This is a genomic window from Ruegeria sp. YTSC199 (assembly GCF_059609725.1).
Genome location: NZ_JBXWMF010000014.1, coordinates 64,238 through 87,555 on the forward strand (window position 1 = coordinate 64,238; position 23,318 = coordinate 87,555).

A 23,318-nucleotide genomic window follows, 5' to 3' on the forward strand; every position below is an offset into this window, starting at 1 on the left:
ACCCAGTGTCAGGGCATCGAACGCAAGGCCCACCACCGGGGCCCTGAGACTACTGAAGGACAAGCACCATGCATAAGAAGTTCATAGCCCTGATTGTGGCCTCTGCTGTTGCCATCACCGGAATTTCGGCGTCGCAGGCGCGGGCGGCCGATGTCGAAGATATCCTGGGTGGATTGGCGGCCATCGCATTGCTTGGTGTCGCGGTGAAGCATTTCAACGACGAAAACAAAAAAAAGAACACCGTTACGAATAACTACAATCACATATATAAGGCACCCCAGAACCACGTGCGCACAAAGCCAAAACACAGGCTGCATAATGTGCGCCCGCTGCCGGAACGGGTTGCGCGCTATAGCCTGCCGCAACGATGCTTGCGCACCTTCCACGGGTTCTCGCCCGATCAACCGCTGTTGGGCAAGGACTGCCTGAGCAAGCATTACAAATACAGCAAAAGCCTGCCGGACAAGTGCAAGGTCAGGTTCTGGAATGGCAAAAAGGTCAAGCGGGCGTACCACCCAGGCTGCCTGCGTCAGAACGGATACCGGGTGAGTTACAAGTAACGGTTTTCGAGCAGGAGCGGCGCCACAGAAGCGCCGTGCTGGGAGAGGGTGGCGCAAGCTGCCCTCTCTTTTTTCTTGCGATGAGCGGTGAAAAGCGGTTTTCCGGGGGCATGACGAAACCGGATTATGAAATTGAAAAAGCCGCCGCGGCGCAGGGGTATCTGCGAATCGCAGGCGTGGATGAGGTGGGTCGCGGGCCGCTGGCCGGGCCGGTGGTCGCGGCCGCCGTGATCCTGAACCCCGAAGACATCCCCGAAGGGTTGAACGATTCCAAGAAGCTGACCGCCAAGCGCCGCGCCGCGCTGGAGGCCACCTTGCGCGACCGGGCCGAGATAGCGGTGGCTGAAGCCACGGTGGCAGAGATCGACGAACACAACATCTTGCGCGCCTCGCACTTGGCGATGGAACGCGCGGTCGCGACACTGGACCCGCCGCCGGATTACCTGCTGATCGATGGGAACATGATACCGCACGGGTTAACGATCCCGGCGCAAGCGGTAGTCAAAGGTGACGCGCATTCGGTGTCGATCGCAGCTGCTTCGATTGTTGCAAAAAACTGGCGCGATCAACTGATGGTGGATTTGGCGCAACAGCATCCGGGCTATGGTTGGGAGACAAACGCAGGTTATCCGTCGAAACAACACAAGGACGCACTGCAAAATCTTGGTGTGACCCCACACCATAGACGTTCGTTCAAGCCGGTCCACAATATCTTGTATCAAGAGTAAATTGTAAGTTACTGATTCAAAAAAGAAATTGACGGCGAATCGTCTTTGACTCATCCTTGTCTCAACCAAATGAGCGCAAAAGCGCCGTGGATACTTGAGGCAGTAAAATGACAACAACCACCAAAAAGGGCGCAAAAGCGCTCCCTTTAAACACGATTCTATCCGGGGACTGCATCGATGTGATGAACAGTCTGCCCGAGGCGTCGGTGGACCTGATCTTTGCGGATCCGCCCTATAACCTGCAGCTGAAAGGCCAGTTGCATCGTCCCGATAACAGCCAGGTAGACGCGGTCGATGATCACTGGGATCAGTTCAGCAGCTTTGGCGTGTATGACCAGTTCACCCGCGAATGGTTGAAGGCGGCGCATCGTCTGCTCAAGCCGAATGGTGCGATTTGGGTTATTGGCTCTTACCACAACATCTTCCGTGTGGGCTCGGCCTTACAGGATGCGGGCTACTGGATCTTGAATGACGTCGTGTGGCGCAAGTCGAATCCGATGCCGAATTTCCGTGGCAAGCGATTCACCAATGCGCATGAGACGATGATCTGGGCGTCGAAACGCGAAGGTGCGAAATACACGTTCAACTACGAGGCGCTGAAGGCGCTGAACGAAGGTGTTCAGATGCGCAGCGACTGGGTGTTGCCGATCTGCACCGGGCATGAACGCCTGAAGGATGAAAACGGCGACAAGGCGCATCCGACGCAGAAGCCGGAATCGCTGCTGCATCGCGTCTTGATTGGTTCGACCAATCCGGGCGATGTTATTCTGGACCCGTTCTTTGGCACCGGGACAACTGGCGCCGTTGCCAAGATGCTAGGCCGCGAATTCATCGGGATCGAGCGCGAGGAAAGCTATCGCAAGGTGGCTGAGAAGCGCATCTCCAAGGTTCGTAAATATGACCGCGAGGCGCTGGAAGTCAGCGCCAGCAAACGCGCCGAGCCGCGCGTCCCCTTTGGCCAACTGGTCGAACGCGGGATGCTGCGCCCGGGCGAGGAGCTTTATTCCATGAACCAGCGCCACAAGGCCAAGGTCCGCGCCGATGGCACGCTGGTTGGACAGAATGTCAAAGGCTCGATCCATCAGGTTGGTGCGCATCTCGAGAATGCTCCGTCCTGCAACGGCTGGACCTACTGGTGTTTCAAGCGCGACGGCAAGACCGTACCGATTGACGTTCTGCGCCAGCAAATCCGGGCCGAAATGAACTGATTTAACCAATACCGCCGGTGCCTGTGGCCTGACACAAGGCACTACGCCTTGCCCCGCCGATTTCGGCGGGGTCTTTTGTTTTCCAGGTGTCTGGTCTCAAACTGCGCCTGTTGTATCCTGCGGCGCAGTGAAGGAGCCTCAGCGATGTCTGATACCATTGCCAGCCAATCCCGCTTTGACCGGTTCTTTGTGACCCGCCCGGACAGGTTTGATCTGGAGAACAAATACACCGAAGCCGCGATGGAACGGCACAAGCGCGATGGGCTTGAGCTTGCCGTCCGCGCCCGTTGGATCGCGATGGGACTCACCGGTGTGCTGCTGATTTACCTCAATCCACAATGGGAGGTGATGTGGTATCACTTCATCCTGCTGCTGATATGCGCAAACGGTTGGTTGATCCGTCGGGCGGGCCGTGTTGGGCAATCGCGGACCGAACTGTTGCTAATTTTTGCAGACCTACTGATCATGACGACGGCAATGATTGTGCCCAATCCGTTCAGCGATGATGTGCGGCCGCTGGCAATGCAGTACCGGTTCGATAACTTCCAGTATTTCTTCATCATTCTGGCGGCCGGAACGCTGGCATATTCCTGGCGCACGGTAATTGCGATAGGGTCATGGACGGCGGGGATGTGGACCGCTGGGTGGATCATCGCCTGGTGGGTTGCGACGCCGATGCCTGGGCTCAGTGAACGTGTGGCGGAGGCTTTGACCGGCTATCCGGATGTGGCTGAGCTGTTGGATCCCAACAGTTTCATGCCCACCCAACGCATCCAGCAAGTAGTCGTATTCATGATGGTTGCGGTGACGCTGGGCGTGTCGATGCGGCGGCTCAACCGGTTGCTGATGACAAATGCGGGGTTGGAGCGCGAAAGGGCGAACCTGTCGCGGTACTTCTCACCGAATGTGGTGGATGAACTCAGTCAGAATGACGAGCCGCTCAAGCAGGTGCGTAAGGAAGATATAGCGGTGCTGTTCATCGATATCGTGGGGTTCACCAAATACGCCGCCGGGCGCGATCCCTATGAGGTGATCGAGGTTCTACGCGACTTCCATGCCCGGATGGAGGCCGAGGTGTTTCGGCACCATGGTACGCTGGATAAATATCTGGGTGACGGGCTGATGGCGACCTTTGGAACGCCGGTGCCAACGCCATCGGATGCGAGCAACGCGGTGGCCTGTGCCCGGGCAATGGATGCGGTGATCGACCGGTGGAACATTGAGCGCCGCCGGGCGGGAGAGCCCGAAATTCGCGTTGGGATCGGGGTCCATTTTGGCGCGGTAGTTCTGGGTGATATCGGGGCCAATCGGCTGGAATTTGCTGTGATCGGGGATGCGGTGAATGTGGCCGCCAAACTGGAAGCACTGACCCGTGAGTTTCAGGCGAAGGTGATCATCAGCGACTCGGTGCGGAGCCAGTTGCAGAAGGAAGGCGCCAGCGTGCCGGAGGTGATGGCCGGGTTTGCCGAACACGAAAACCAAGCGGTGCGGGGGGTGGAGAATCCGATGGACGTGTGGGTGATGGCAGGGTAGGCGCTCCCGCCGATCTGCCCTGCATCAGAGATGCAAGGCGGATCGTCGGGCCGGGCAGCGCGCTGGTGCGCGCTGCGGTCAGGGTTGCGGTCGGGGGTTTTCTGCGCGGTTGTAGGGTGCCCAGTCGGTGACCTCGGGGTAGTATTGGAGGCGCCAGGCGCGAACGCGGGGGTTCATGACCCGGCGCCAGAGAGGCGGGATCATCGCGGCGACGGTCATCACCGGATAGCCGTAGGGCAGTTGCGGCGCGGCATCTTCGGAGTGGTGCTGCAGCAGCGGAAACCGGCGGTTCGGTTTGTAGTGGTGGTCCGAGTGCCGCTGCAGGTTGATCAGCAGCCAGTTCGACGCCTTCTGCGATGCGTTCCAGGAATGGCGCGGCAGGACATGCTCGTATTTGCCCTGACCCAGGTGTTTGCGGGTCAGACCGTAATGTTCGACATAGTTGACCAGTTCCAGCTGCCAGATGGCAGTACCCGCTTGAATCAGGAACAAAGCAAGGCCGGACAGGCCTCCGATCGCAAGGGCAAGGGTAAGCATTACGCCTTGCAGGGCCCAATATCGCCAGAAGGGGTTGGAAGAGTCGGTCCAGGGGCGATCCTTGCGGGCCAGTTTTTCGCGCTCGGCCCGGAAGGCAGAGACGAGGCATTGTTTCAGGACGCGGGGATAGAAGCGGTGGAAGCCTTCGTTATAACGCGCGGTGACCGGGTCGCGCGGGGTGCCGACATAGCGGTGGTGAACCAGCAGGTGTTCGGAGCGAAAGTGCGAATACAGCACCATCGCAAGAAGTATATCGCCCAGCCAACGCTCGAGCCGACCCTTTTGATGCATCAGCTCGTGGCTGTAGTTGATACCAATTGTGCCTGAGATGGTGCCCATGCCGAAGAACAACCCGAACTTGGCCGGCGTGGACAGGTGGTCGGTATGGGTTGCGTACCAGATCAGCCCGTACAGGGTCAGGAACTGTACAGGGACCCAGGCTTTGGTCAGCAGGATATACCAGCGCAGCGCGGTGTCTGGCGTGTCAGGGTCGACGTTGCTCAGCTCCAGCCCGGTCAGGCGGTCCAGAACGGCAAAGGCCCACCATGTCGACATTGGGACAAGCAGAACCCACCAGCTGCCAGCCGTCGCCGTGCTCCAGACAACCGGGATCAACAGGAACGAGATCCAGAAAGGAAGGGCCGAGTGCCAGCGAGACAGGGACTGGGTTGAGGTCATGGGGCGGCTCCGAACGATTGCGCATAGACTAGGCATAGTCCGACGGGGCGTTCAATGGGCTATCGATTGCGCCAGAGGTCGTGCGCCTTGCGCATTACGGTCGGCAGGTCGCTTGGGCGGAAGGCGTGTTTGTCCAGCAGGATCATGCCTTCGGGCGAGCATCCGGCAGGTAGCGGAGCCGTCCAGATGCGCAGGATCAGGTGGAAATGTGTGAACGTGTGTCGCACCTCACCAGACAGCATTTGCCAATCCGCCTCAAACGGGGGCGTTTCCTCCGGTGTGTCAGACCAGCCCGAGCCAGGCCATCCCAGCATCCCGCCCAATAAGCCCTTGTCGGGGCGGCGCTCCAGCAGCAGGGCGCCGTTGTCGCTTTGTGCGATATAGACATGACCATACCGCGAGGGTTTGGGCTTTTTGGGCGTCTTGCGTGGCAAGTCGGGCTGGGTTCCGGCCGCGCGGGCCTGACAGGGATCGCGCAGGGGGCAAATACCGCAGGCCGGAGATTTTGGCGTGCAGATTGTGGCCCCCAGATCCATCACCGCCTGCGCATAGTCCCCTGGCCGCGTGTCTGGCGTCAGCGCGGCGGCCTTTTCCCTGAGCAAGGGTTTCGAACCGGGCAGGGGATCGTGAATGTTGTAAAGGCGGGCCATGACCCGTTCGACATTGCCGTCCAGCACCGTCTCGGGTCGGTCGAAGGCAATCGCCGAAATGGCCGCGGCGGTATAAGGGCCGATGCCGGGCAGTTTCAGCAGGGCGTCATAGCCGTCGGGGAAGACACCGCCATGATCGTCGGTCAAAACCCGTGCGCATTTCAGCAGGTTGCGGGCGCGGGCGTAGTAGCCCAGCCCGGCCCATTCGCCCATGACTTGGTCGTCCGGGGCTGTGGCCAGTGCCTGAACCGTGGGCCAACGCGATGTGAATCGGTTGAAATAGTCGCGCACGGCGGCCACGGTTGTCTGCTGTAGCATCACTTCGGAAAGCCAGACGCGATAAGGGTCGGGCATCACCCCTGCGACCCGATCTGCCGGGCCGATGCGCCAGGGCATCTCGCGGGCGTGGCGGTCGTACCAGGTCAGCAATACCCCGCTCAGGTCATTTTGAATGCTGTCACGCAAGTTTTATCTATCTCCCTGTCGGGTTTCGCTGGCGCCCGGTGTCACGCCCTTTACAATAGCGGCGCAGGAGTTGGAAACCAGATGCAGCGCAGACGTTCTTCGACCCGCGGGTTCAAACGCACCGCGACATTGCTGAACGGACAGATTCGGCGCGCCGGGGAAAGCCGGGGCTTTGCCGTATCGCGCCTGTTGACCCACTGGGCCGAGATAGTCGGCCAGGATCTGGCCTCTATCGCGCGACCCGTAAAGGTGGGCTATGGCAGGGAAGGGATCGGCGCGACGCTGACCGTTCTGACCACTGGCCCGCAGGCCCCGATGCTTGAGATGCAGAAGGAACAGCTGCGCGGCAAGGTGAACGCGGTTTATGGCTATAATGCCATCAGCCGGGTACGCATCACCCAGACCGCTCCGACAGGATTTGCCGAGGGGCAGGCCAGTTTCGACCACAAACCGAAACCGGTGAAACCCAAGATTGACCCAGAGATTACGGCCGAGGCAGGCCGGACCGCACGCGACGTTCACGATGGTGATTTGCGTGCGGCCCTTGAACGTCTGGGTCGTAACGTTTTATCCAAGCAAAAACGCTGAGAAAGGGCTGAGAAATGAGCCGTATCGCAACTGGAATCTGCGCGGCGGTCGCTATCGCCGCAGGCGGCTATTGGCTGTCGCTGTCAAATTCCTCTTCGTCTTACCCGCTGGTCGGCAGTGCCGAGGCACAAGAGGCTGATCTGGACACTTCGACCATCGTCGAGATGGTGCAGGGCGCCGAGGATGCGCCGGTCGAGATCATCGAATATGCGTCCTACACCTGCCCCCATTGCGCCACTTTCCATCTGGGCGCGTACAAGCAGATGAAGAAGGACTTCATCGACACCGGCAAGGTCAAGTTCACCTACCGAGAGGTGTATTTCGACCGCTATGGCCTTTGGGCCTCGATGGTGGCGCGTTGTGGTGGCCCCGAGAAGTTCTTTGGTATCTCGGACCTGATCTTCGAAGGCCAGTCCGAATGGGCCAAAGCTGGTGGTCCGGCCGAGATCGTGGACGAACTGCGCAAGATCGGGCGTCTGGCGGGCATCGACAACGACCAGCTTGAGGCCTGCCTGCAGGACGGAACCCGCGCACAGACGCTGGTGGCCTGGTATCAGGAAAACGCCGAGCGGGACGGTATTCAGGCAACCCCCTCCTTCATCGTAAACGGCAAGAAGGTCGACAACATGTCCTACGCCGATTTCAAGAAGCTGATCGAAGACGAATTGGGCAGCTAAATGCCTTTCGCGACCGGCTCACTCCGGGCCGGTCGCCTATCAGGGCGATGGGGCGATCTGCAGCAGCATCTGCCGGACCTTGTCGGCTTCATCCACTTTCAGACGAACAGGTAACGTAAGAACCTTGCTGCGGAATGCGGCGGGCAGGCGCACGGCGTCTTTTTCCGTTGTCACCATCTGCGCACCCAATAGCCGCGCCTCGTTTTCCAGTCGCGTCATCAGGGCCGGGGTCAGCGGTTGGTGATCGTCCAGCGCCTCGGCCCGTAGCAGTTTTGCACCTTGCTGGCGGAGGGTGCGAAAGAACTTTTCCGGGTGCCCGATACCCGCGAAGGCCAGAACGGGCGTGTCGGCCCAATCCATGCCGGTCTGTAAGGGTGCGACCTCACCGGTGGCGTGGGGCACCGTCAGGGCCGCGCCCCAACGGTCGGAAAATTGCACCTGAGATGCCGCATCTCCCAGCGAAAGCACCAGATCGGCGCGTTGCAGTCCGATATCAACGGGTTCGCGCAGGGGGCCAGCGGGCAGGCAGAGGCCATTGCCAAAACCGCGCGCCGCATCCACCACGATGACCGAGAAATCCTTGGCGACCGAGGGGTTCTGAAACCCGTCGTCCAGCACGATCACGGTTGCCCCGGCCTCTGCGGCTGCGCGGGCTCCGGCGGCGCGGTCCTTGGCCACCCAGACCTCGGCGAATGCGGCCAGCAATAGCGGCTCATCTCCGACCTGCGCGGCGCTGTGTTTGGCGGGATCAACGCGCACGGGCCCTTCCAATGAGCCGCCATGGCCGCGCGTGACCACATGGGTTTGGTGCCAGGCGTCGCGCAACTGTTCGATCATCCAGATCACGGTGGGGGTCTTGCCGGTGCCGCCCGCGTTCAGGTTGCCGACGCAGATCACCGGAACCCCGGGTCTGACACCGGTTTCTGACGCTACCCGGCGGGCGGTTGCTGCCGCATAGATGCGCCCCAGCGGCGCCAGCACTCTGGCGCGATAATCCAGCCGGTCTGGTGCGGTGTTCCAGAAATCAGGTGCGCGCATCATCTGTCCCCCGCTGATCCAGAAAGTCTTGCACCATATCGATCAGCTGATCCGTCTGTGGTGCGCCTTCGGAAACAATTTGCCACCCCGCCAGCGCCATGTCCGCAGCGCGATCCGGCGACAGCATCTCGACCACGGCGTCACCCAGCTCGGTTGCGGTTTTGACCATGCGCGCGGCGTCGGCGCGATCCAGCTGATCGTATATATGCTGATGACGTTGCACAAATGGCCCGTGGATGATGGACGAGCCGAGGGCTGCGGCAACAAGCGGATCGTGCCCGCCCGTACCGCGCTCCAGTGAGCTGCCCATGAACGTGACAGGCGATATACGGTACCACAGGCCCAGGTCTTCGGGTTCTGCCGACAGGATCACCTGCGTGGTATCTTCGATCTGCCCGTCGGTATCCCAGTTGGCACAGCGCAGGTCCATGGATTCCAGGCGCCTTTGCAGTGGCTTGGCTTCGGCTGTGTCTGCGACATGCAGCACCATCGTCAGTCTGGGTAGGATTCGCATCGCCTGACGATGGGCGCTGAGCACCGAGATGAATTCCTTGTCCAACACGTTAGCCGCAAGCCAGACCAGTCGCCCCGCCAGCGCATGGTTGGTTTCGATTAACTCGTCTTCGGGCCAGGGTCTCGGGTTTGGGCTGACATGCAGGGGTGGGGATTCACCGACCTTGTCCGAGGCAACACCAAGGCGGCGGATCGTTCGGGCTGTTTCGGAAGTCTTGGTCAGGATCGATTGGAAACAATCCAGCGTATAGCGGGTGATATCAGGCAGCCATCGTGCCCCACGCGCGACCTTGATGTCGATCTGCGCCTCGATCAGGATCAGGGGAATGCCGTGTTCCTCGGCGCGGGTGATGACGTTGGGCATCAGCCCACCCCCGACCCAGAGGCCGATATCGGGATTCCAGTGTTCCAGAAATGCGCGCGCGGCGCCGGTCTGTTCCAAAGGCAGGTTCACAAGGTGATAGTCACCCTGATCCCAGCGCTGCAGATCGGCCTCGGGCGGTGCCGTCAATAACACATTCAGCGTGGGGCGGGCCTGTTGCAGTCTGCGACAGAAATCGATCACCGCACGCTGGCGGTTCTGAACGCTGATGTGGACCCAGATCAGCTCGCCTTCGGGGCGGGGCGGGTCGGGGTGGCTTGCCGTGTTCGGTACGCCCCAGGACAGGACCCGATAGGCAGCCAGGCTGAGAGAGCGCGGCTTGCTCATGGGCGGATACCGGTGCTGTCCGGGTCTAGCCGTGCGCGCAAGGCATCATGAAGCGCAGGGCCTGCCGCGATTACGCCGTTCAGGCGCGGGTGCGCGTTGTTGAACCGCAAGGGCTTTCCCAGTCGGTCTGAACAGATGCCGCCCGCCTCGCGGATGATCAGGTCTCCGGCGGCAATATCCCATTCCCAACTGGGTCTGAGCGTCAGCATCCCATCAAACCGCCCTTGGCCGACAACGGCCATGCGATAAGCCAGCGAAGGGCGATAGACCCGTTTGAATTCAGGCACCTGGCCGTGCAGCCAATGGCGCGGGTCCAGATTGGGTTTGGCGGCCAGTACCTCGGCAGTTTCTATACCTGAGACCCGGGACACCCGGATCGTTGCGCCGTTCAGGGTGGCGCCTTCACCTTTGGCTGCGGCATAAAGCAGGTCGCGCTGCGGCAGGTAAATCACTGCGGCAGTGATTTCACCCCCTTCGGCGACGGCAAGCGAATGCGCCCAGGTGCGAGACCCTTCGGCAAAGCTGCGCGTGCCGTCGATCGGGTCGATGATGAACACCTGGTCGCGCGTCAGCCGATCCGAGGAGTCCTCGGTTTCTTCGCTCAGCCAGCCATAGCCGGGGCGGGCCGAGGGCAGGCGCTGTTCCAGCATGGCGTTGACGGCCAGATCGGCCTCGGTCACCGGGCCCGCGCCGCCGGGCTTGTCCCAACGCTGTGCCGTGGTGCCCGAGTATCGGGTGGCGATCTTTCCGGCCTCAAGTGCGGCGTCAATCAGAAGTTGCAGGTCAGCTGCCGGCAAGTGTCATTCCTTCGATCAGCACCGAGGGCACTACGCGCGACAGGTAGGGCCGCGCATCGTTTGCTGGGATGATCCGTTTCAGCATATCGCGCAGGTTCCCGGCGATGGTGCATTCATTCACTGGATAGGTGATCTCTCCGTTTTCCACCCAGAACCCCGAGGCGCCTCGCGAATAGTCACCCGTGTTGGGGTTGATGGTGGAACCGATCATCGAGGTCACCAGCAGCCCGGTACCCATGTCACGCAGCAGGTCTTCGCGGGATTGGCTGCCTTGTGTCAGGCTCAGGTTCCAGTTGCTGGGTGAAGGCGGCCCGGACACACCGCGTGCCGCGTTTCCGGTCGATTCCATGTCCAGCTTGCGCGCGCTGGACAGGTCTAGGGTCCAGCCGGTCAGAATGCCGTTTTCGACAATGGCGCGGCGCTGCGTTGCCAGCCCTTCGGCATCGAAAGGACGCGAACCTGCAATGCGCGGGCGATGCGGGTCTTCGATCAGCGACAGGTGGTCCGGCAGTACTTGCTCGCCCAAGCAATCCTTCAGCCAGGAGGCACCCCGCGCGATGGCGGCCCCGTTGCTGGCACCCAGCAGGTGACCGATCAGCGAAGACGAGATGCGTTCGTCAAACAGCACTGGAAAGGTGCCGGTTGCGGGCTTTCGCGCGCCCATAAGGGACACAGCACGTTCTCCTGCAGTAAAGCCGATCTCTTCGGGGTTGCGCAGGTCGCTTTGAAAGGTGCGACTGTCACCGTCATAGTCGCGCTCCATCCCGGTACCTTGGCCCGAGATCGCCACGCAAGAAGTCGAGCGGCTGCTGCGGGCATAGCCGCCGGAAAACCCGTTGGTCGCCGCCAGATGGACGCGATGCGTGCCATAACCCGCCGCCGCGTCGGAAACCTGAGAGACCCCCTGAACCGCCAGCGCTGCCGCCTCGGCGGCCAGTGCATCGTGCAACAGGTCCTCGGCTGCCGGTTCCGGTGAGGGGTCGAACAATTCCAGCGCGGGCAAGTCCCAGCTCTTGGCCAGCTGTTTCGCGCCGGCCAGGCCGGTAAATGGGTCATTTGGCGCTTCTCGCGCCATTGCCACGGCGCGTTCGGCCATCGCGGTCAGGGTTTCCGGGCGGCTGTCCGAACTGGATACGATCGCCTGCCGCTGGCCCAGAAACACCCGCAGGCCCAGGTCGGTCCCTTCCGAGCGCTCGGCATGTTCCAGCGCGCCGCCCCGTACTTCGACCGAGACCGAAGAGCCGTCGATCACGATGGCATCCGCCGCGTCCGCCCCGGCTGTGCGGGCTGCATCCAACAGGGATTGGCTGATCTCTTCGGGTGTTCGGGTCATGCGGCCTCCGGTCTTTATGCATTGGAACTAGCCTTGGACTGCCCGACCCGCAAGACCTCAGGGTTGAGAGAATTCAACTTGGCCCCTGTAACTTTGGCTCATTTCCTGATGAAAGCGCAAAGGGTTTGCATTTGCGTTTAAACTTCCATTAGTTGAGGCGCGTCACTGTTTTTCTAGGCGGCAATCACGACAGGTTGATAGCCTTGCCAATGTAAGTGCAGGCACAAAGGAGAGCGTCGCTTGGCTCAGTTTTTCGTTGTTGATTTTGATGAGCCTAATGTCGTCGCCAAAGGCAAAGGGTCGGGTCAAGTTATCAAGCAGTTCACCCGGGTTCTGACCAAGCAGCAGGTCCCGGCTGAGATACTGCCTTTCAACGAACTGATTGAGCGTGGCCCGACGACCGATCCGAAAAGCTATGTTTTGCTTCACTACAATGAGCTTTTTGTTGTCCAACACCAAAAAGTCGATTGGTTGCGTGCGCGCGAGGCTGAGCTTGCAGCTTTGGGCCACAAAGCCCTGCATTCCGTTGAGCATGGACGCGTTATAGGACACAAAACCCGCCAGAATAAGGTTTTGACGGCCGCCGGTGTGCCGATGCCCAGATTAATCGAGCGCGGTGACAATTTCGACAGCGTATTTTCAAACGAAGTGTCGAATGCGCATGTTCCCGTTCAACTCGTTCGTGATACCGACGGGCTGGATACCAGTCGGTACAACACCGAATACGTCAATTGCAGGCACGAATACAAAGGCGAGCCGTGGCATATATCCATTCGTGCCATGGCGATTGGTGAACAGGTTCTGTTTTCGTGGATCAGGGCCGGGCAGCACATCAACGTTCGAACGCGGGGTACCCCGGTCGATGCCGAGATGCTGTCGCATTTTCACAGGGCGCTCATTGCTCCAAACAATGACCAGATTCAAAAAATCGCAAAGGGCGTGAAAAACGCTCTTGGTGTCGGTTGTTATGCACATGATATCCTACCCTGTGCTGAGACCGGCAGGTTGTTTCTGTGCGAAACCAACTTCAAATTCTACGAAGGAATGTACCGGTTTCACATGCAAAGCATCGCCAGAAAATTGCCGACACCGGCATATTTCGATGGGCGAAAAGTTGGTCGGCGGATCGCCCGGGCCCTGATCCAAGAGCTTGATCTGAAGGCCTGATAGATCGCGCAACAAGTATTGGGCGAAGCTCTGTCCAAGCAGAGCTCCGCCCGGTCAGCATCACTTGATGCGTTGACCATTGGCCAGGATCTGGCCGTCTTCGGTGAATTCGATTTTCGAATTCAGCGTGTCGGGCTCATCCCCAGGTACCGCCATCAGGCCCATCATCATACGGGCACCCATCGCGTCGCTTTCCTCAACCAAGCCCATACCGATCAGTTTATCGATCAGCGCATTGGCCCCGACCAACTGCAGGTTCGCCACGCCCGCCGGAGTGGGCATTCCATCAAACTCTTCAGTGTTCGAATTGTCGAAGGTAAAGTCTGCGTCGCCGGTCAGTTTCGCACCGACCAGAGATACCAGCAATTCGTTGATCTTCAGCGAGTTCAGCTCACCCGGCGCTTCACCGGATTCCTCCATCGCTTCGATCGAGGCGGGATCGAAGAAGTTGGTCAACACCTTGGCTGTTCCGGTGGTGTCCAGCTCGATGGTAGCAGGATCACGCGGCAATTCACCGGCCGGGTCGAAAATGCTCCACAACACGTCCGACATGGTGAAATCCGTTAGGTTCAACGCGAACCCGAAGGGCTGCTCTTCTTCGGATTGCTTCAGCGGAAACTCGAAGCTCAGACCGGACTTGGCCATGGCGATTTCAATCGGGAACGGCAGGTCAGCCGTGGTCACCGCCAGTTTTGCGCTGTTCTGCTCAATGTCATAAGCAAGGCGCTGTTCATCCAGGCTGGCCCCGAACCGACCACCTTCGGATTCACTGCCCATCGAGAACGCCTGACCTTCGCTGGTTCCGTCAATGGCCGTATTGCCCGAACCATAGGTGAACAGGCCAGAGAAGGATGTGTCGCCCTGGAAAAAGCTCGCGGGGTCTGCGCCATCGAAATCCGAGGGGATCACGCTGGTGCCTTCAAAGGCCAGATCGTTCATAGAACCGTCGATATTACCGTCGTCCGATCCTTCCGGGTCTTTGAACGCCAGATCGTATACCAATCCTGCAGCGGTGAATTTCTGATCGACCTCACGGTTTTCGCCAATCTTCATCTGCGAGCTGCCTGCGACATCGGAAAGTTTGACATCCAAAGCCAGAACGTCACTTGGCATGGTGTCGCCATCGACTGTCAGATTCGCCAGCTTCAAGCCCAAGGAGGGTGCGGAATAATCATAGGTCATGTCTTTCGGGTCACCCGAAACGACCATCTCCAACCCATCATGGTAGTATTCGACGTCGACAGAGAACGAGCTGTCTTCTTCATCGCCAGAGAAAGTCATGGGGAAACTTTCAGGTACGCCGATATTGACTGTACCATCGCCGTTCTCGGTCAGCGTCATTTGGGGGATTGTCATCTGGAAACCGCCTTCGGTATCCGGAACTTCCACTACCATTTTCATATCAGTGATGGTGGTTACGTTACCCGACACGGATTGTTCTGCCGAAACCGTGTATCCCATCTGGGTCATATAGGCCTTCCAATCATCCCAGACCTGCTGTGCGGTGACATCGGCAAGCGCGCCCTGAGTGACAATGGCATAAGCCAAGACTGCGCCGCAGCTGCGGCGAACGAAAACGGACATTTGAGAACCCTTCTTGATCAATTTTGCGGGCATCGTCGTGTCTGCGGCGCCGGGCGTCAAGGGGCAAGGGCTGGACCCGTTCCCCTTTGGCGCGGTAGAGAATCACACAATCTCAAAACAACGGAGCTACAGGGATCGTATGCAGGGGAAAACCGTACTGATAACAGGGGCCAGCCGCGGCATTGGGGCAGAGGCAGGGCGCGTATTTGCCGCAGCCGGGGCAAATGTTGCTTTGGTGGCGCGGAACCGGGATCAGATCGGGTCGCTGGCTGACGCGCTGGGCGAAAACGCCATCGCGCTGCAATGTGATGTCAGCGATTTCGTACAAGTCGAACAGGCAGTTGCCGATTGTGTCGACCGGTTCGGCGGGCTGGACGTTCTGATCGGAAATGCTGGCGTCATCGATCCGATCTTCCATTTGTCCAACGCCGATGTCGCGGCCTGGAGCGCGGCCATCGATATCAACCTCAAGGGCGTTTTCTACGGGATGCGTGCGGCTTTGCCCCTCATGCGCGCCGCAGGCGGGGGCACAGTGATCACCGTGTCCTCGGGGGCAGCGTCCAACCCGATTGAGGCGTGGAGCCATTACTGCGCTTCCAAGGCGGGGGCCAAGATGCTGACCGAATGCCTGCATCTTGAGGAATCCATTCACGGCATCCGCGCCATGGGCCTGTCGCCGGGTACCGTGGCCACGGATATGCAGCGTGCCATCAAGGCCAGCGGTATCAACGCGGTCAGCCAACTGGACTGGAGCGATCACATCCCCGCAGATTGGCCCGCGCGAGCACTGTTGTGGATGTGCTCGGCGGATGCGGACGAATTCCTGGGCACCGAAATCTCGCTTCGGCGCGAAGACATCCGGCAAAGGGTTGGGCTAACGTGATCGAACTGACCGAGGAAGGCGGGTTGTGGACCGTCACGCTCAACAAACCGCAAAAGGCCAATGCCTTGACCGAAGCGATGCTGACCGAACTGGCCGAGATCGCCGAGGCCGCGACCGAGGCGCGCGCCCTGATCCTGACGGGTGCGGGCAAGGTGTTCAGCGCCGGGGCCGATCTGGACGAGGCGCGCGCTGGTCTAGCAACCTCGGACGTGTGGGAAAGGGTGTCCGGTGCCGTCGCTGCTTTGCCGTGCCTGACGGTGGCCGCCCTGAACGGAACGCTTGCGGGCGGGGCCAATGGAATGGTGCTGGCCTGCGACATTCGCATTGCGGTGCCGCAGGCCAAGTTCTTTTATCCGGTCATGAAGCTGGGTTTTCTGCCGCAACCCTCGGACCCGGTACGTATGGCCGCATTGATTGGCCCGGCGCGGACCAAGATGATTTTGATGGGCGGGCAGAAGATCGGCGCCGATGAAGCCTGTGCCTTCGGTCTGGTAGATCGCGTGGTTGCTCCTGACAGGCTGATACCAACGGCGCATGAGCTGGTGGCAGACAGTCTGGCCGCCGACCCGGGGATTGCCGCCGGTATTGCAAGGATGTGCCGATGAGATTGTCTGCTGCGCTGCTTCGTGTCGCTGATCCCGACCGGCTGAATGCGTTTTACGCGGATGTTCTGGGCATGACCGGGCGGGCCCAAGGGTCGAACCGCCGCGTTGGCTATGGCGGAAAGGACGCCGACCTGCTGTTGATGCCGGGCGGCGGCGGATACACCCATGACGGTGGGCAGAGATACTGGAAGATCGGGATCACCGTGCCGGATGTCGATCTAGCCGCCGCGTATCTGCGCCAGAAAGGAATCGAGGTCTCGAACCCGAAACAATTCCTCGACATCGGATATATGTGCCACCTGAAAGACCCCGAAGGCTTTGTGATCGAACTGCTGCAACATGATTTCAAGGGCAACCGCCCCGAAAATGCCGCCGACCCGACCGAGCCTTTCTCCAAAGCCTGTATCGGCCAGATTACCTTGCGCACCGGTGATATCGCCGCCGAAGATACGTTCTGCCGCGCGCAGGGAATGCGCCTTTTGTCGGTGCAGGATGTGGGCCAGTACGGTTTTGACCTGCATTTCTATGCCTTCACTGATGAGGTTCCGCCGAACCCGGACCTCTGGTCGGTTGAAAACCGGGAATGGCTGTGGAAACGTCCCTATACAACGCTGGAATTTCAACACCTTGCCGGGGCGCAGTTTGCACCGGCACCGGATTATCGGGGGTTGGAAGTGCAAGGGCTGACGAGTTTTCTCCGCGATGCTTTTGGTGACCCGGTGCGACCCGGCTGATCACCGACCGCGCCGCTTGCCCGGCACTTTCGAACGAAACCCGGGCGGACGTTTGCGGACCCAGTTCAGGAATTTGTTCAACCGTGGGTGGGCGCGCAGGGCTTCGACCGTATAGAACTCGCGCGCCAGTTCGGCCTCGGACAAGGTGGCGTGCACCTCTTTGTGGCAGATGATGTGCAACAAAACCGTGGGTCCGCCCTTGCCCCCTTTGAGTTTTGGGATCAGATGGTGCAGGCTGCCGCCCCCATCGGGGATGGGGCGGTCACAAAGCGGACAGATTGGATCACTAATCGGCATGGCAGGGACTAATTTGCGCCAGGTGGCGCGGAAGGCAAGAGTACGGCAATGGCGCAGGCAGTGGTAATCGGGGCCGGGCCCGCAGGCCTGATGGCGGCGGAGGAACTGGCCGCTGCGGGCCATGATGTGCTGGTGGCCGAGGCCAAACCTTCCGTTGCGCGCAAGTTTCTGATGGCCGGGAAGTCGGGACTGAACCTGACCAAGGATGAACCGTTCGAGACCTTTCTGCAGGCCTATGGCGCGGCGTCGGACTGGTTGCATCCGATGATTGCCGCGTTCGATGCCGCCGGTGTGCAGGACTGGGCACGGGGGCTGGGGCAGGACGTGTTTACCGGTTCGACAGGTCGGGTGTTTCCCACTGTGATGAAAGCCTCACCTTTGTTGCGCACGTGGCTGAGGAGGCTTGAAAGCGCAGGCGTGAAGATCAGAACGCGCTGGCGTTGGCTGGGGTGGGACAGTGATGCGCTGTTGTTCGAGACAGTGGAAGGACGGCAGGCGATCACGCCAGATGTCACCGTGCTTGCGCTGGGCGGGGCCAGTTGGGCGCGGCTGGGGTCGGATGGCCAGTGGGCGCAAACCTTGCAGGACAAATCTGTGGAACTTGCACCGTTCGAACCTTCGAATTCGGCCCTGTCCGTCGATTGGAGCCCTCACATGCAGCCCCATTACGGTGCCGCTTTGAAGTCGGTGCGCTGGATGGCCGGGGAACTGGACAGTCGGGGCGAGGCAACGATATCGACCAAAGGTCTCGAAGGTGGGGGGCCGTATTCTTTGACCCCGGCCCTGCGAGCTGGGGAGCCTCTGTTTGTTGATCTGGTGCCTGATCTGAGCGCAGAGGTGCTCAAGGCCCGCCTGTCTTCCAAGAAAACCAAGACCACGCTGTCGCAGTGGTTGAAAAAGTCGCTCCGTCTGCTGCCGCAAAAAGTTGCTCTGTTCCACGAGATGGCTAAGGCCAATGCTTTGCCCCAAGCGCAATGGAGCGATGCATTAAAGCACCTGCCGATCCGCCACGCAGGCCTTCGTCCGATGGATGAAGCAATTTCAACGGCAGGCGGTGTCAGGCGATCCGCATTGGACGACGGGCTGATGCTGACTGCGTTGCCCGGAGTGTTCTGCGCCGGAGAGATGCTGGACTGGGAAGCCCCGACCGGTGGGTATCTGCTGACCGCTTGCATGGCGACCGGGAAATGGGCGGGGCGCTCCGCCGCAGACTGGCTGAACCGCGCCGGCTAGCGTGATCGGGCCAGCATCGCCAGGCGGATCATGGCGCGTTCGACCAGTGCCATTGCGGGGGCGGTTTGGCCCGCCGATCGCAGCGATAGGTCGGTATCGGTAAGAACGGTCAAAGCGATTTGCAGTTTCGTTGCGCCCCAACCCTGCGCCTGCCGCAGAATCCGGTCGCGGCGTTTGCCGTAGACCGGCGGTCGCAGCTTACCGATGCCCTGCGGTGCCCCGCCCGGGTCGGATGCACAGGCGTATAGAGTCCGAAAATGCCGGGTCGCACCAATACACAGGCTGACCGCGTTGGTGCCCTGCGACTGCATTCGCCGGATCAGCGGGCCGATCTCGCCCGCGCGGCCTTCGGCGACCACGTTCAGAACATCGTCCAACGCCGCCTCGGTCGAGCGGGGCGCGCAGGCTTCGATATCCTCCATGGTCAGTTCCGAACTGTCACCGCGTTTGTACAGGGACAGTTTTTCAATGGTTTGCGCGAAATCTCCAGGGCTGATCCCTGTGGCCAACTCCGCAAGCGCCGACATCGAATCGCGTGGGATGTTCTGTAAACCGGCCTCGGTCAAAATCCGCTCGATCTCACCGCGCGAAGGGGGATCATCATAGATGCCGACCGCATAGGCCGCCGGATGCGCCTCGAACGCCTTGCGGATTTTCGAGCTGGGCTTCAGTTGCCCGGCGGTGACGATGATCTGGGCATCGCCCGGAGCCCAGTCCTCGAATGCGGTGAGAATCGCGGGGGCGGCGACATCGGTGGTGTCCTCGACAAAAACGGCACGCGGCCCGGGGAAGAATCCAACCGCCTTGACCGCGTCCAGCAATAGGGCCGGGTCACCGCGCAAATCCGCGCCCGGCATACGGGTCAGGCGCATTTCCTCTTCGGCGTTGGCGCCCAGCAGAGCGGCCAGAACCTGCTGCCGTTTCAGCGCCACGCGCATTGCATCCGCGCCGTAGATCAGCAGCCCTGCCTTGTTGGCGTCTGGTCGGGCAAAATACCCCTCAGCCTCGCGCGGGCTGAGCTTCATGTGCCAAGACCCGGCGCGGCGTAGAGCTCAGCTATGATCTGATCCGAAAGAATCACCATCAGCCGTTCTCTGGCATCGCGTTCATCGGCCAGCGTGGACACGGTCGATCCGGCGGCCGAATAGCCGACAAAATTGTTGACCGTGCCGGACGCAACGACCTGACCGGTCGCATTCGATCTAAGCGCGTAATTCGCCCGGCCTTCGATGGTATAGCGGTTGGTCTCGTTCGTTGTAGTGATCGCAGCCGACCGGAATGCGGTCGAAACGTTCACATCCAGATTGTACTCGTTGCCCGAATTCGCGCTGCGGCCCAGACGCTGTTCCAGATTCTGAACCAGCATATAGCTGTCGACCGAATTCGGGGCCGAGACAGCGACCTGACCATTGAGGGCCGCGCCTGAACCGCCGGGTGCGTAGACCGGTTCAAAGCCGCAGGCGGCCCCCAGAAAACAGGCAGCCAGCGGCATCAACAAAAGGGTTCTGCGATTAAACAACGACATTCACGATCCGGCCCGGGACAACAATTACCTTCTTCGGCGCATTGCCATCCAGCGCCTTTTGTACAGCTTCGGTGCTGAGCGCGATTTTTTCAACCTCATCCTTGGCCAGATCCTTGGCGACGCTGATTTCCGCGCGGCGCTTGCCGTTTATCTGGATCGGCAGAGTGACGGTGTCATCAACCAGCATTGCCTCATCCGCGACCGGCCACGGCGCGACCGCCACCAGGCCTTCCCCGCCCTGATGCGCCCAAATGTCTTCGGCCAGATGCGGTGTCATTGGCGACATCAACTGCGCCAGTGTCTTGATCGCCTGCTTTTGAGCCGCAGCACCAGCCTTGGATTTTGCTAACGTATTGGTAAAGGCGTAAAGCTTGGCGATGGCTGCATTGAAGCCAAAGCTTTCAACGCCCAATGTCACGTCGCGGATGGTTTTGTGCATCTCGCGCAGCAGATCTTCATCCCCTTCACCGGCTGCATCGGGCTTCAGTGCGCCGATCTTGTCGCAGAGGTTCCAAACGCGATTGAGGTGCTTGTAAGCGGCCTCGGCACCCGCGGCCGTCCATTCCACGTCCCGCTCGGGCGGCGAATCGGACAGCACGAACCAGCGTGCAGTGTCAGCGCCAAAGGCCGAGATGATGCTGACCGGGTCCACCACGTTTTTCTTGGATTTGGACATTTTGGCCGAGGGTATGATCTCAACCTCGGTACCGTCAGCCAGTTTGCCGTCGGTGACATCCTCAGGCAGGTGATAGACCGGGCGACCATTAGCGTCGCGGGTCTGGTAGATTTCGTGTGTCACCATGCCTTGAGTGAACAAAGCATCAAACGGTTCGATGGCCTTTTTCGGCAGATGGCCGGTGATGTTCATCGCCCTCGCGAAGAATCGGGAATAGAGCAGGTGGAGGATCGCGTGCTCAATCCCACCTATATACTGGTCCACATTCATCCAGTATTCGGCCTCGCCCAGATCGGTCGGTGTTTCGGCACGCGGCGCGGTGAAACGGGCGAAATACCATGACGAATCGACGAACGTGTCCATCGTATCGGTTTCGCGCTTGGCAGGCGCTCCGCAGGACGGGCAAGCGCAGTCGCGCCATGTCGGGTGGCGGTCCAGCGGGTTGCCCGGTTTGTCAAAGGTGACATCGTCGGGCAGCCGAACCGGCAGGTTTTCCTTTTTCTCTGGTACGACACCGCAGGATTCGCAATGCACGACGGGAATCGGGCAGCCCCAGTAACGCTGACGGGACAGACCCCAGTCGCGCAGTCGGTACTTGGTTACGCCTTCGCCCCAACCTGCTTTTTCAGCGAAATCGACAGTGGCGTTGATAGCTTCTTCGCCGGTCGCCTCGGTAAGACCGGCAAAGTGGTTCACCCAGCGAACTTTCTCGGTTTTCGGTGGGACGAATGCGATCTTGTCGACTGGTGTGTCATCGTCTAGCGCAAAGAAGGTGTCCACCACGGGCAACCCGTATTTTCTGCAGAAGTCGAGGTCGCGTTGGTCGTGCGCCGGGCAGGCGAAGATCGCGCCGGTTCCGTAATCCATCAGGATGAAGTTGGCGATCCAGACTGGCAGTTCCCAATTCGGATCAAGCGGGTGCTTGACGCGAATCCCGGTGTCATAGCCCAGCTTCTCAGCGGTTTCGATGGCCTCTTCGGTGGTACCACCCTTGCGGCATTCGGCAACAAAATCAGCAATTTCGGGGTTTTCCGCTTCAAGCTGCTTTGCAATCGGGTGGTCCGGCGAGATGCCGACGAAAGACGCGCCCAGCAGCGTATCGGGGCGAGTCGTATAAACAGTGATTGGCTCACCTCCGTCGGTGCGTTCGAACCCGAACTGCAGGCCGCGCGACTTGCCGATCCAGTTTTCCTGCATCAGACGCACTTTGGCGGGCCAGTTCTCCAGCGTGTCCAGCGCGTCCAGCAGTTCTTCGGAATAGTCAGAAATCTTGAAGAACCATTGGGTCAGTTCACGCCGTTCCACCAAGGCGCCTGAACGCCAGCCACGGCCGTTCTCCACTTGTTCATTAGCCAGAACGGTCATGTCGACCGGGTCCCAGTTCACCACGGCGTTCTTGCGGTAAACCAGCCCGGCTTCGAGCATATCCAGGAACAACGCCTGCTGCTGGCCATAATACTCAGGGTCACAAGTGGCGAACTCGCGCGACCAATCGATTGACAGTCCCAGCGGCTTCATCTGTCCGCGCATGTCGGCGATATTGCCATAGGTCCAGTCCTTGGGGTGGCCGCCGATGGCCATGGCGGCGTTTTCCGCAGGCATCCCGAACGCATCCCAGCCCATCGGGTGCAGTACGTTGTGGCCGGTCGCCAGTTTGTGTCGCGCGATCACGTCGCCCATCGTATAGTTGCGCACATGCCCCATATGGATCCGGCCCGAGGGGTAGGGAAACATCTCAAGCACATAGTATTTCGGCTTGTCCGCTGCGCGGTTGGCGTTGAAGATCCCGGCCTTGTCCCAGGCCTCTTGCCATTTTGCTTCGATTTCGTTGGCCGAGTAGCGAGACATCGTGCGGTCCTTCGTGAATGAAAACGCCGGGTAGGAACCCGGCGTGGTATTAGTGTGATTTTCGGCGGGTTGCTAGAACTTGTTGTCCGCGATGCGTAGCTGCCGGGCGCGGGACAGGATAGCATCTTCGACCGCGCGTGCCGTAGCCGCACTGACCGGAGCGCCGCCGCTGGTCTGCAGCGACACCGACAAAGAGCGCGCCGCCAGCGCCGGGTCACTGATGTGTACGGTCGCACGGTATTGGCGTCCGCCACCCGGAGGCGTACCGTAACCTGTTACGATTACACCGGTAAACGGATCGACCTCCTGAACAGGCAGGAAGTTCAGCACATCCAGCGACGCAGCCCACAGGTAGCGATTCACATTTGTAATTTGCTCGGCATTGGCGGTGTTGAACACATCCCATATGGTCGAACGCTCCGGGTCGTTGAGCTCTTGCTCCTCGGAATTGCCGCCGGTAGCCAATGACTTTGGATTCGGCGTGGCCCCCCGATTCTCTCCGCAGGCCGACATGGCTGCAGTCACTATGATCAAACCGAAAATCGTCTGCAGGCGCATTGTCGACTGGTCCTGTTCACTTTGCTCTACGTTGTCAGATGTTACTCCTAGACAAGGACCCGTTCAGCAACAACCCTATTATTGTCGCATTCTCGTGGGTTTGGCCCCGGTCCAGCCCTCAAAACCGACTGTGGCATCCTTGCACCAATTTTGTGCCAATGCGATCCATTCATTTATGCCAAGCTTGCGTGTCA

At 60.0% G+C, this 23,318-nt stretch carries 23 protein-coding genes; 11 read left to right on the plus strand and 12 right to left on the minus strand.

Going from position 1 to position 23,318, the window contains the following annotated elements; genetic code table 11:
* The first annotated feature begins 68 nt into the window (after positions 1–68).
* From AC2FEE_RS14520 to AC2FEE_RS14535, 4 genes are all read left to right on the plus strand, one after another.
* A complete protein-coding gene (locus tag AC2FEE_RS14520) occupies positions 69–560 on the plus strand; it encodes a hypothetical protein (protein ID WP_496866041.1) in 492 nt (163 codons plus the stop codon).
* 110 nt (positions 561–670) lie between these two features.
* Positions 671–1,288 carry a ribonuclease HII gene (gene rnhB / locus AC2FEE_RS14525; protein WP_496866042.1) on the plus strand — a complete coding sequence of 206 codons (618 nt, stop codon included), beginning with the start codon at positions 671–673 and terminating at the stop codon, positions 1,286–1,288.
* Between the two features lie 107 nt (positions 1,289–1,395).
* The gene (locus AC2FEE_RS14530) at positions 1,396–2,496 is read left to right on the plus strand and encodes a site-specific DNA-methyltransferase (protein ID WP_496866043.1); all 1,101 of its coding nucleotides are present in this window, start codon (positions 1,396–1,398) and stop codon (positions 2,494–2,496) included.
* A 144-nt stretch (positions 2,497–2,640) separates the two neighbouring features.
* A complete protein-coding gene (locus tag AC2FEE_RS14535; protein WP_496866044.1) occupies positions 2,641–4,029 on the plus strand; it encodes an adenylate/guanylate cyclase domain-containing protein in 1,389 nt (462 codons plus the stop codon).
* 78 nt (positions 4,030–4,107) lie between these two features.
* On the opposite strand, the gene AC2FEE_RS14540 is transcribed toward AC2FEE_RS14535, so the two are convergent.
* Together AC2FEE_RS14540 and mutY are read right to left on the minus strand one after the other, a co-directional pair.
* Complete coding sequence (locus AC2FEE_RS14540) at positions 4,108–5,244, minus strand: alkane 1-monooxygenase (RefSeq protein WP_496866045.1); 1,137 nt, start codon at positions 5,242–5,244, stop codon at positions 4,108–4,110.
* 59 nt (positions 5,245–5,303) lie between these two features.
* A complete protein-coding gene (mutY, locus tag AC2FEE_RS14545) occupies positions 5,304–6,359 on the minus strand; it encodes an A/G-specific adenine glycosylase (protein WP_496866046.1) in 1,056 nt (351 codons plus the stop codon).
* 81 nt (positions 6,360–6,440) lie between these two features.
* Between mutY and AC2FEE_RS14550 the strand changes: the two genes are divergently transcribed.
* Complete coding sequence (locus AC2FEE_RS14550) at positions 6,441–6,947, plus strand: DUF721 domain-containing protein (protein ID WP_496866047.1); 507 nt, start codon at positions 6,441–6,443, stop codon at positions 6,945–6,947.
* A 14-nt stretch (positions 6,948–6,961) separates the two neighbouring features.
* Positions 6,962–7,624 carry a DsbA family protein gene (locus AC2FEE_RS14555; RefSeq protein WP_496866048.1) on the plus strand — a complete coding sequence of 221 codons (663 nt, stop codon included), beginning with the start codon at positions 6,962–6,964 and terminating at the stop codon, positions 7,622–7,624.
* 39 nt (positions 7,625–7,663) lie between these two features.
* Here the strand turns inward: AC2FEE_RS14555 and lpxK are convergent, their stop codons facing one another.
* From lpxK to AC2FEE_RS14575, 4 genes are read right to left on the minus strand one after another with little or no spacing between them, the layout of a single operon-like run.
* Positions 7,664–8,662: a tetraacyldisaccharide 4'-kinase gene (lpxK, locus tag AC2FEE_RS14560; protein ID WP_496866113.1), complete on the minus strand. Its 999-nt coding sequence runs from the start codon at positions 8,660–8,662 to the stop codon at positions 7,664–7,666.
* Positions 8,649–9,884 (minus strand): 3-deoxy-D-manno-octulosonic acid transferase, encoded by a 1,236-nt coding sequence (locus AC2FEE_RS14565; RefSeq protein ID WP_496866049.1) that lies wholly within the window; start codon positions 9,882–9,884, stop codon positions 8,649–8,651. Before AC2FEE_RS14565 ends, lpxK begins: the two co-directional genes overlap by 14 nt.
* Positions 9,881–10,681, minus strand: coding sequence for an inositol monophosphatase family protein (locus AC2FEE_RS14570; RefSeq protein ID WP_496866050.1), 801 nt, complete (start codon positions 10,679–10,681; stop codon positions 9,881–9,883). The genes AC2FEE_RS14565 and AC2FEE_RS14570 overlap by 4 nt, the downstream gene beginning before the upstream one ends.
* Positions 10,668–12,014: a TldD/PmbA family protein gene (locus tag AC2FEE_RS14575; protein WP_496866051.1), complete on the minus strand. Its 1,347-nt coding sequence runs from the start codon at positions 12,012–12,014 to the stop codon at positions 10,668–10,670. Before AC2FEE_RS14575 ends, AC2FEE_RS14570 begins: the two co-directional genes overlap by 14 nt.
* 240 nt (positions 12,015–12,254) lie before the next feature.
* On the opposite strand from AC2FEE_RS14575, the gene AC2FEE_RS14580 reads away from it, so the two are divergent.
* Positions 12,255–13,181, plus strand: coding sequence for a hypothetical protein (locus AC2FEE_RS14580; RefSeq protein WP_496866052.1), 927 nt, complete (start codon positions 12,255–12,257; stop codon positions 13,179–13,181).
* 60 nt (positions 13,182–13,241) lie between these two features.
* Here AC2FEE_RS14580 and AC2FEE_RS14585 read toward each other — a convergent pair whose 3' ends face one another.
* A complete protein-coding gene (locus tag AC2FEE_RS14585; RefSeq protein WP_496866053.1) occupies positions 13,242–14,765 on the minus strand; it encodes a DUF2125 domain-containing protein in 1,524 nt (507 codons plus the stop codon).
* A 139-nt stretch (positions 14,766–14,904) separates the two neighbouring features.
* Here AC2FEE_RS14585 and AC2FEE_RS14590 point away from each other — a divergent pair, with 139 nt between their 5' ends.
* The 3 genes from AC2FEE_RS14590 to AC2FEE_RS14600 are packed head-to-tail and all read left to right on the plus strand — an operon-like array spanning position 14,905 to position 16,987.
* A complete protein-coding gene (locus AC2FEE_RS14590) occupies positions 14,905–15,648 on the plus strand; it encodes an SDR family oxidoreductase (RefSeq protein WP_496866114.1) in 744 nt (247 codons plus the stop codon).
* Positions 15,645–16,253 (plus strand): enoyl-CoA hydratase/isomerase family protein, encoded by a 609-nt coding sequence (locus tag AC2FEE_RS14595; RefSeq protein ID WP_496866054.1) that lies wholly within the window; start codon positions 15,645–15,647, stop codon positions 16,251–16,253. Before AC2FEE_RS14590 ends, AC2FEE_RS14595 begins: the two co-directional genes overlap by 4 nt.
* A complete protein-coding gene (locus AC2FEE_RS14600) occupies positions 16,250–16,987 on the plus strand; it encodes a VOC family protein (protein WP_496866055.1) in 738 nt (245 codons plus the stop codon). The genes AC2FEE_RS14595 and AC2FEE_RS14600 overlap by 4 nt, the downstream gene beginning before the upstream one ends.
* Here the strand turns inward: AC2FEE_RS14600 and AC2FEE_RS14605 are convergent, their stop codons facing one another.
* Positions 16,988–17,284, minus strand: a complete 297-nt coding sequence (locus AC2FEE_RS14605; RefSeq protein ID WP_496866056.1) for an HNH endonuclease — start codon at positions 17,282–17,284, stop codon at positions 16,988–16,990.
* A gap of 48 nt (positions 17,285–17,332) precedes the next feature.
* Here AC2FEE_RS14605 and AC2FEE_RS14610 point away from each other — a divergent pair, with 48 nt between their 5' ends.
* On the plus strand, positions 17,333–18,517 hold the full coding sequence (locus AC2FEE_RS14610) for a TIGR03862 family flavoprotein (RefSeq protein ID WP_496866057.1): 1,185 nt from the start codon (positions 17,333–17,335) through the stop codon (positions 18,515–18,517).
* Here the strand turns inward: AC2FEE_RS14610 and holA are convergent.
* The 4 genes from holA to AC2FEE_RS14630 all read right to left on the minus strand — a co-directional run bounded on the left by holA (position 18,514) and on the right by AC2FEE_RS14630 (position 23,124).
* Positions 18,514–19,542: a DNA polymerase III subunit delta gene (gene holA / locus AC2FEE_RS14615; RefSeq protein ID WP_496866058.1), complete on the minus strand. Its 1,029-nt coding sequence runs from the start codon at positions 19,540–19,542 to the stop codon at positions 18,514–18,516. The genes AC2FEE_RS14610 and holA overlap by 4 nt on opposite strands.
* Positions 19,539–20,042, minus strand: coding sequence for an LPS assembly lipoprotein LptE (gene lptE / locus AC2FEE_RS14620; protein WP_496866059.1), 504 nt, complete (start codon positions 20,040–20,042; stop codon positions 19,539–19,541). The genes holA and lptE overlap by 4 nt, the downstream gene beginning before the upstream one ends.
* Positions 20,029–22,566, minus strand: a complete 2,538-nt coding sequence (gene leuS / locus AC2FEE_RS14625; RefSeq protein WP_496866060.1) for a leucine--tRNA ligase — start codon at positions 22,564–22,566, stop codon at positions 20,029–20,031. The genes lptE and leuS overlap by 14 nt, the downstream gene beginning before the upstream one ends.
* A gap of 72 nt (positions 22,567–22,638) precedes the next feature.
* Complete coding sequence (locus tag AC2FEE_RS14630; RefSeq protein WP_496866061.1) at positions 22,639–23,124, minus strand: DUF3576 domain-containing protein; 486 nt, start codon at positions 23,122–23,124, stop codon at positions 22,639–22,641.
* Positions 23,125–23,318: the final 194 nt, after the last annotated feature.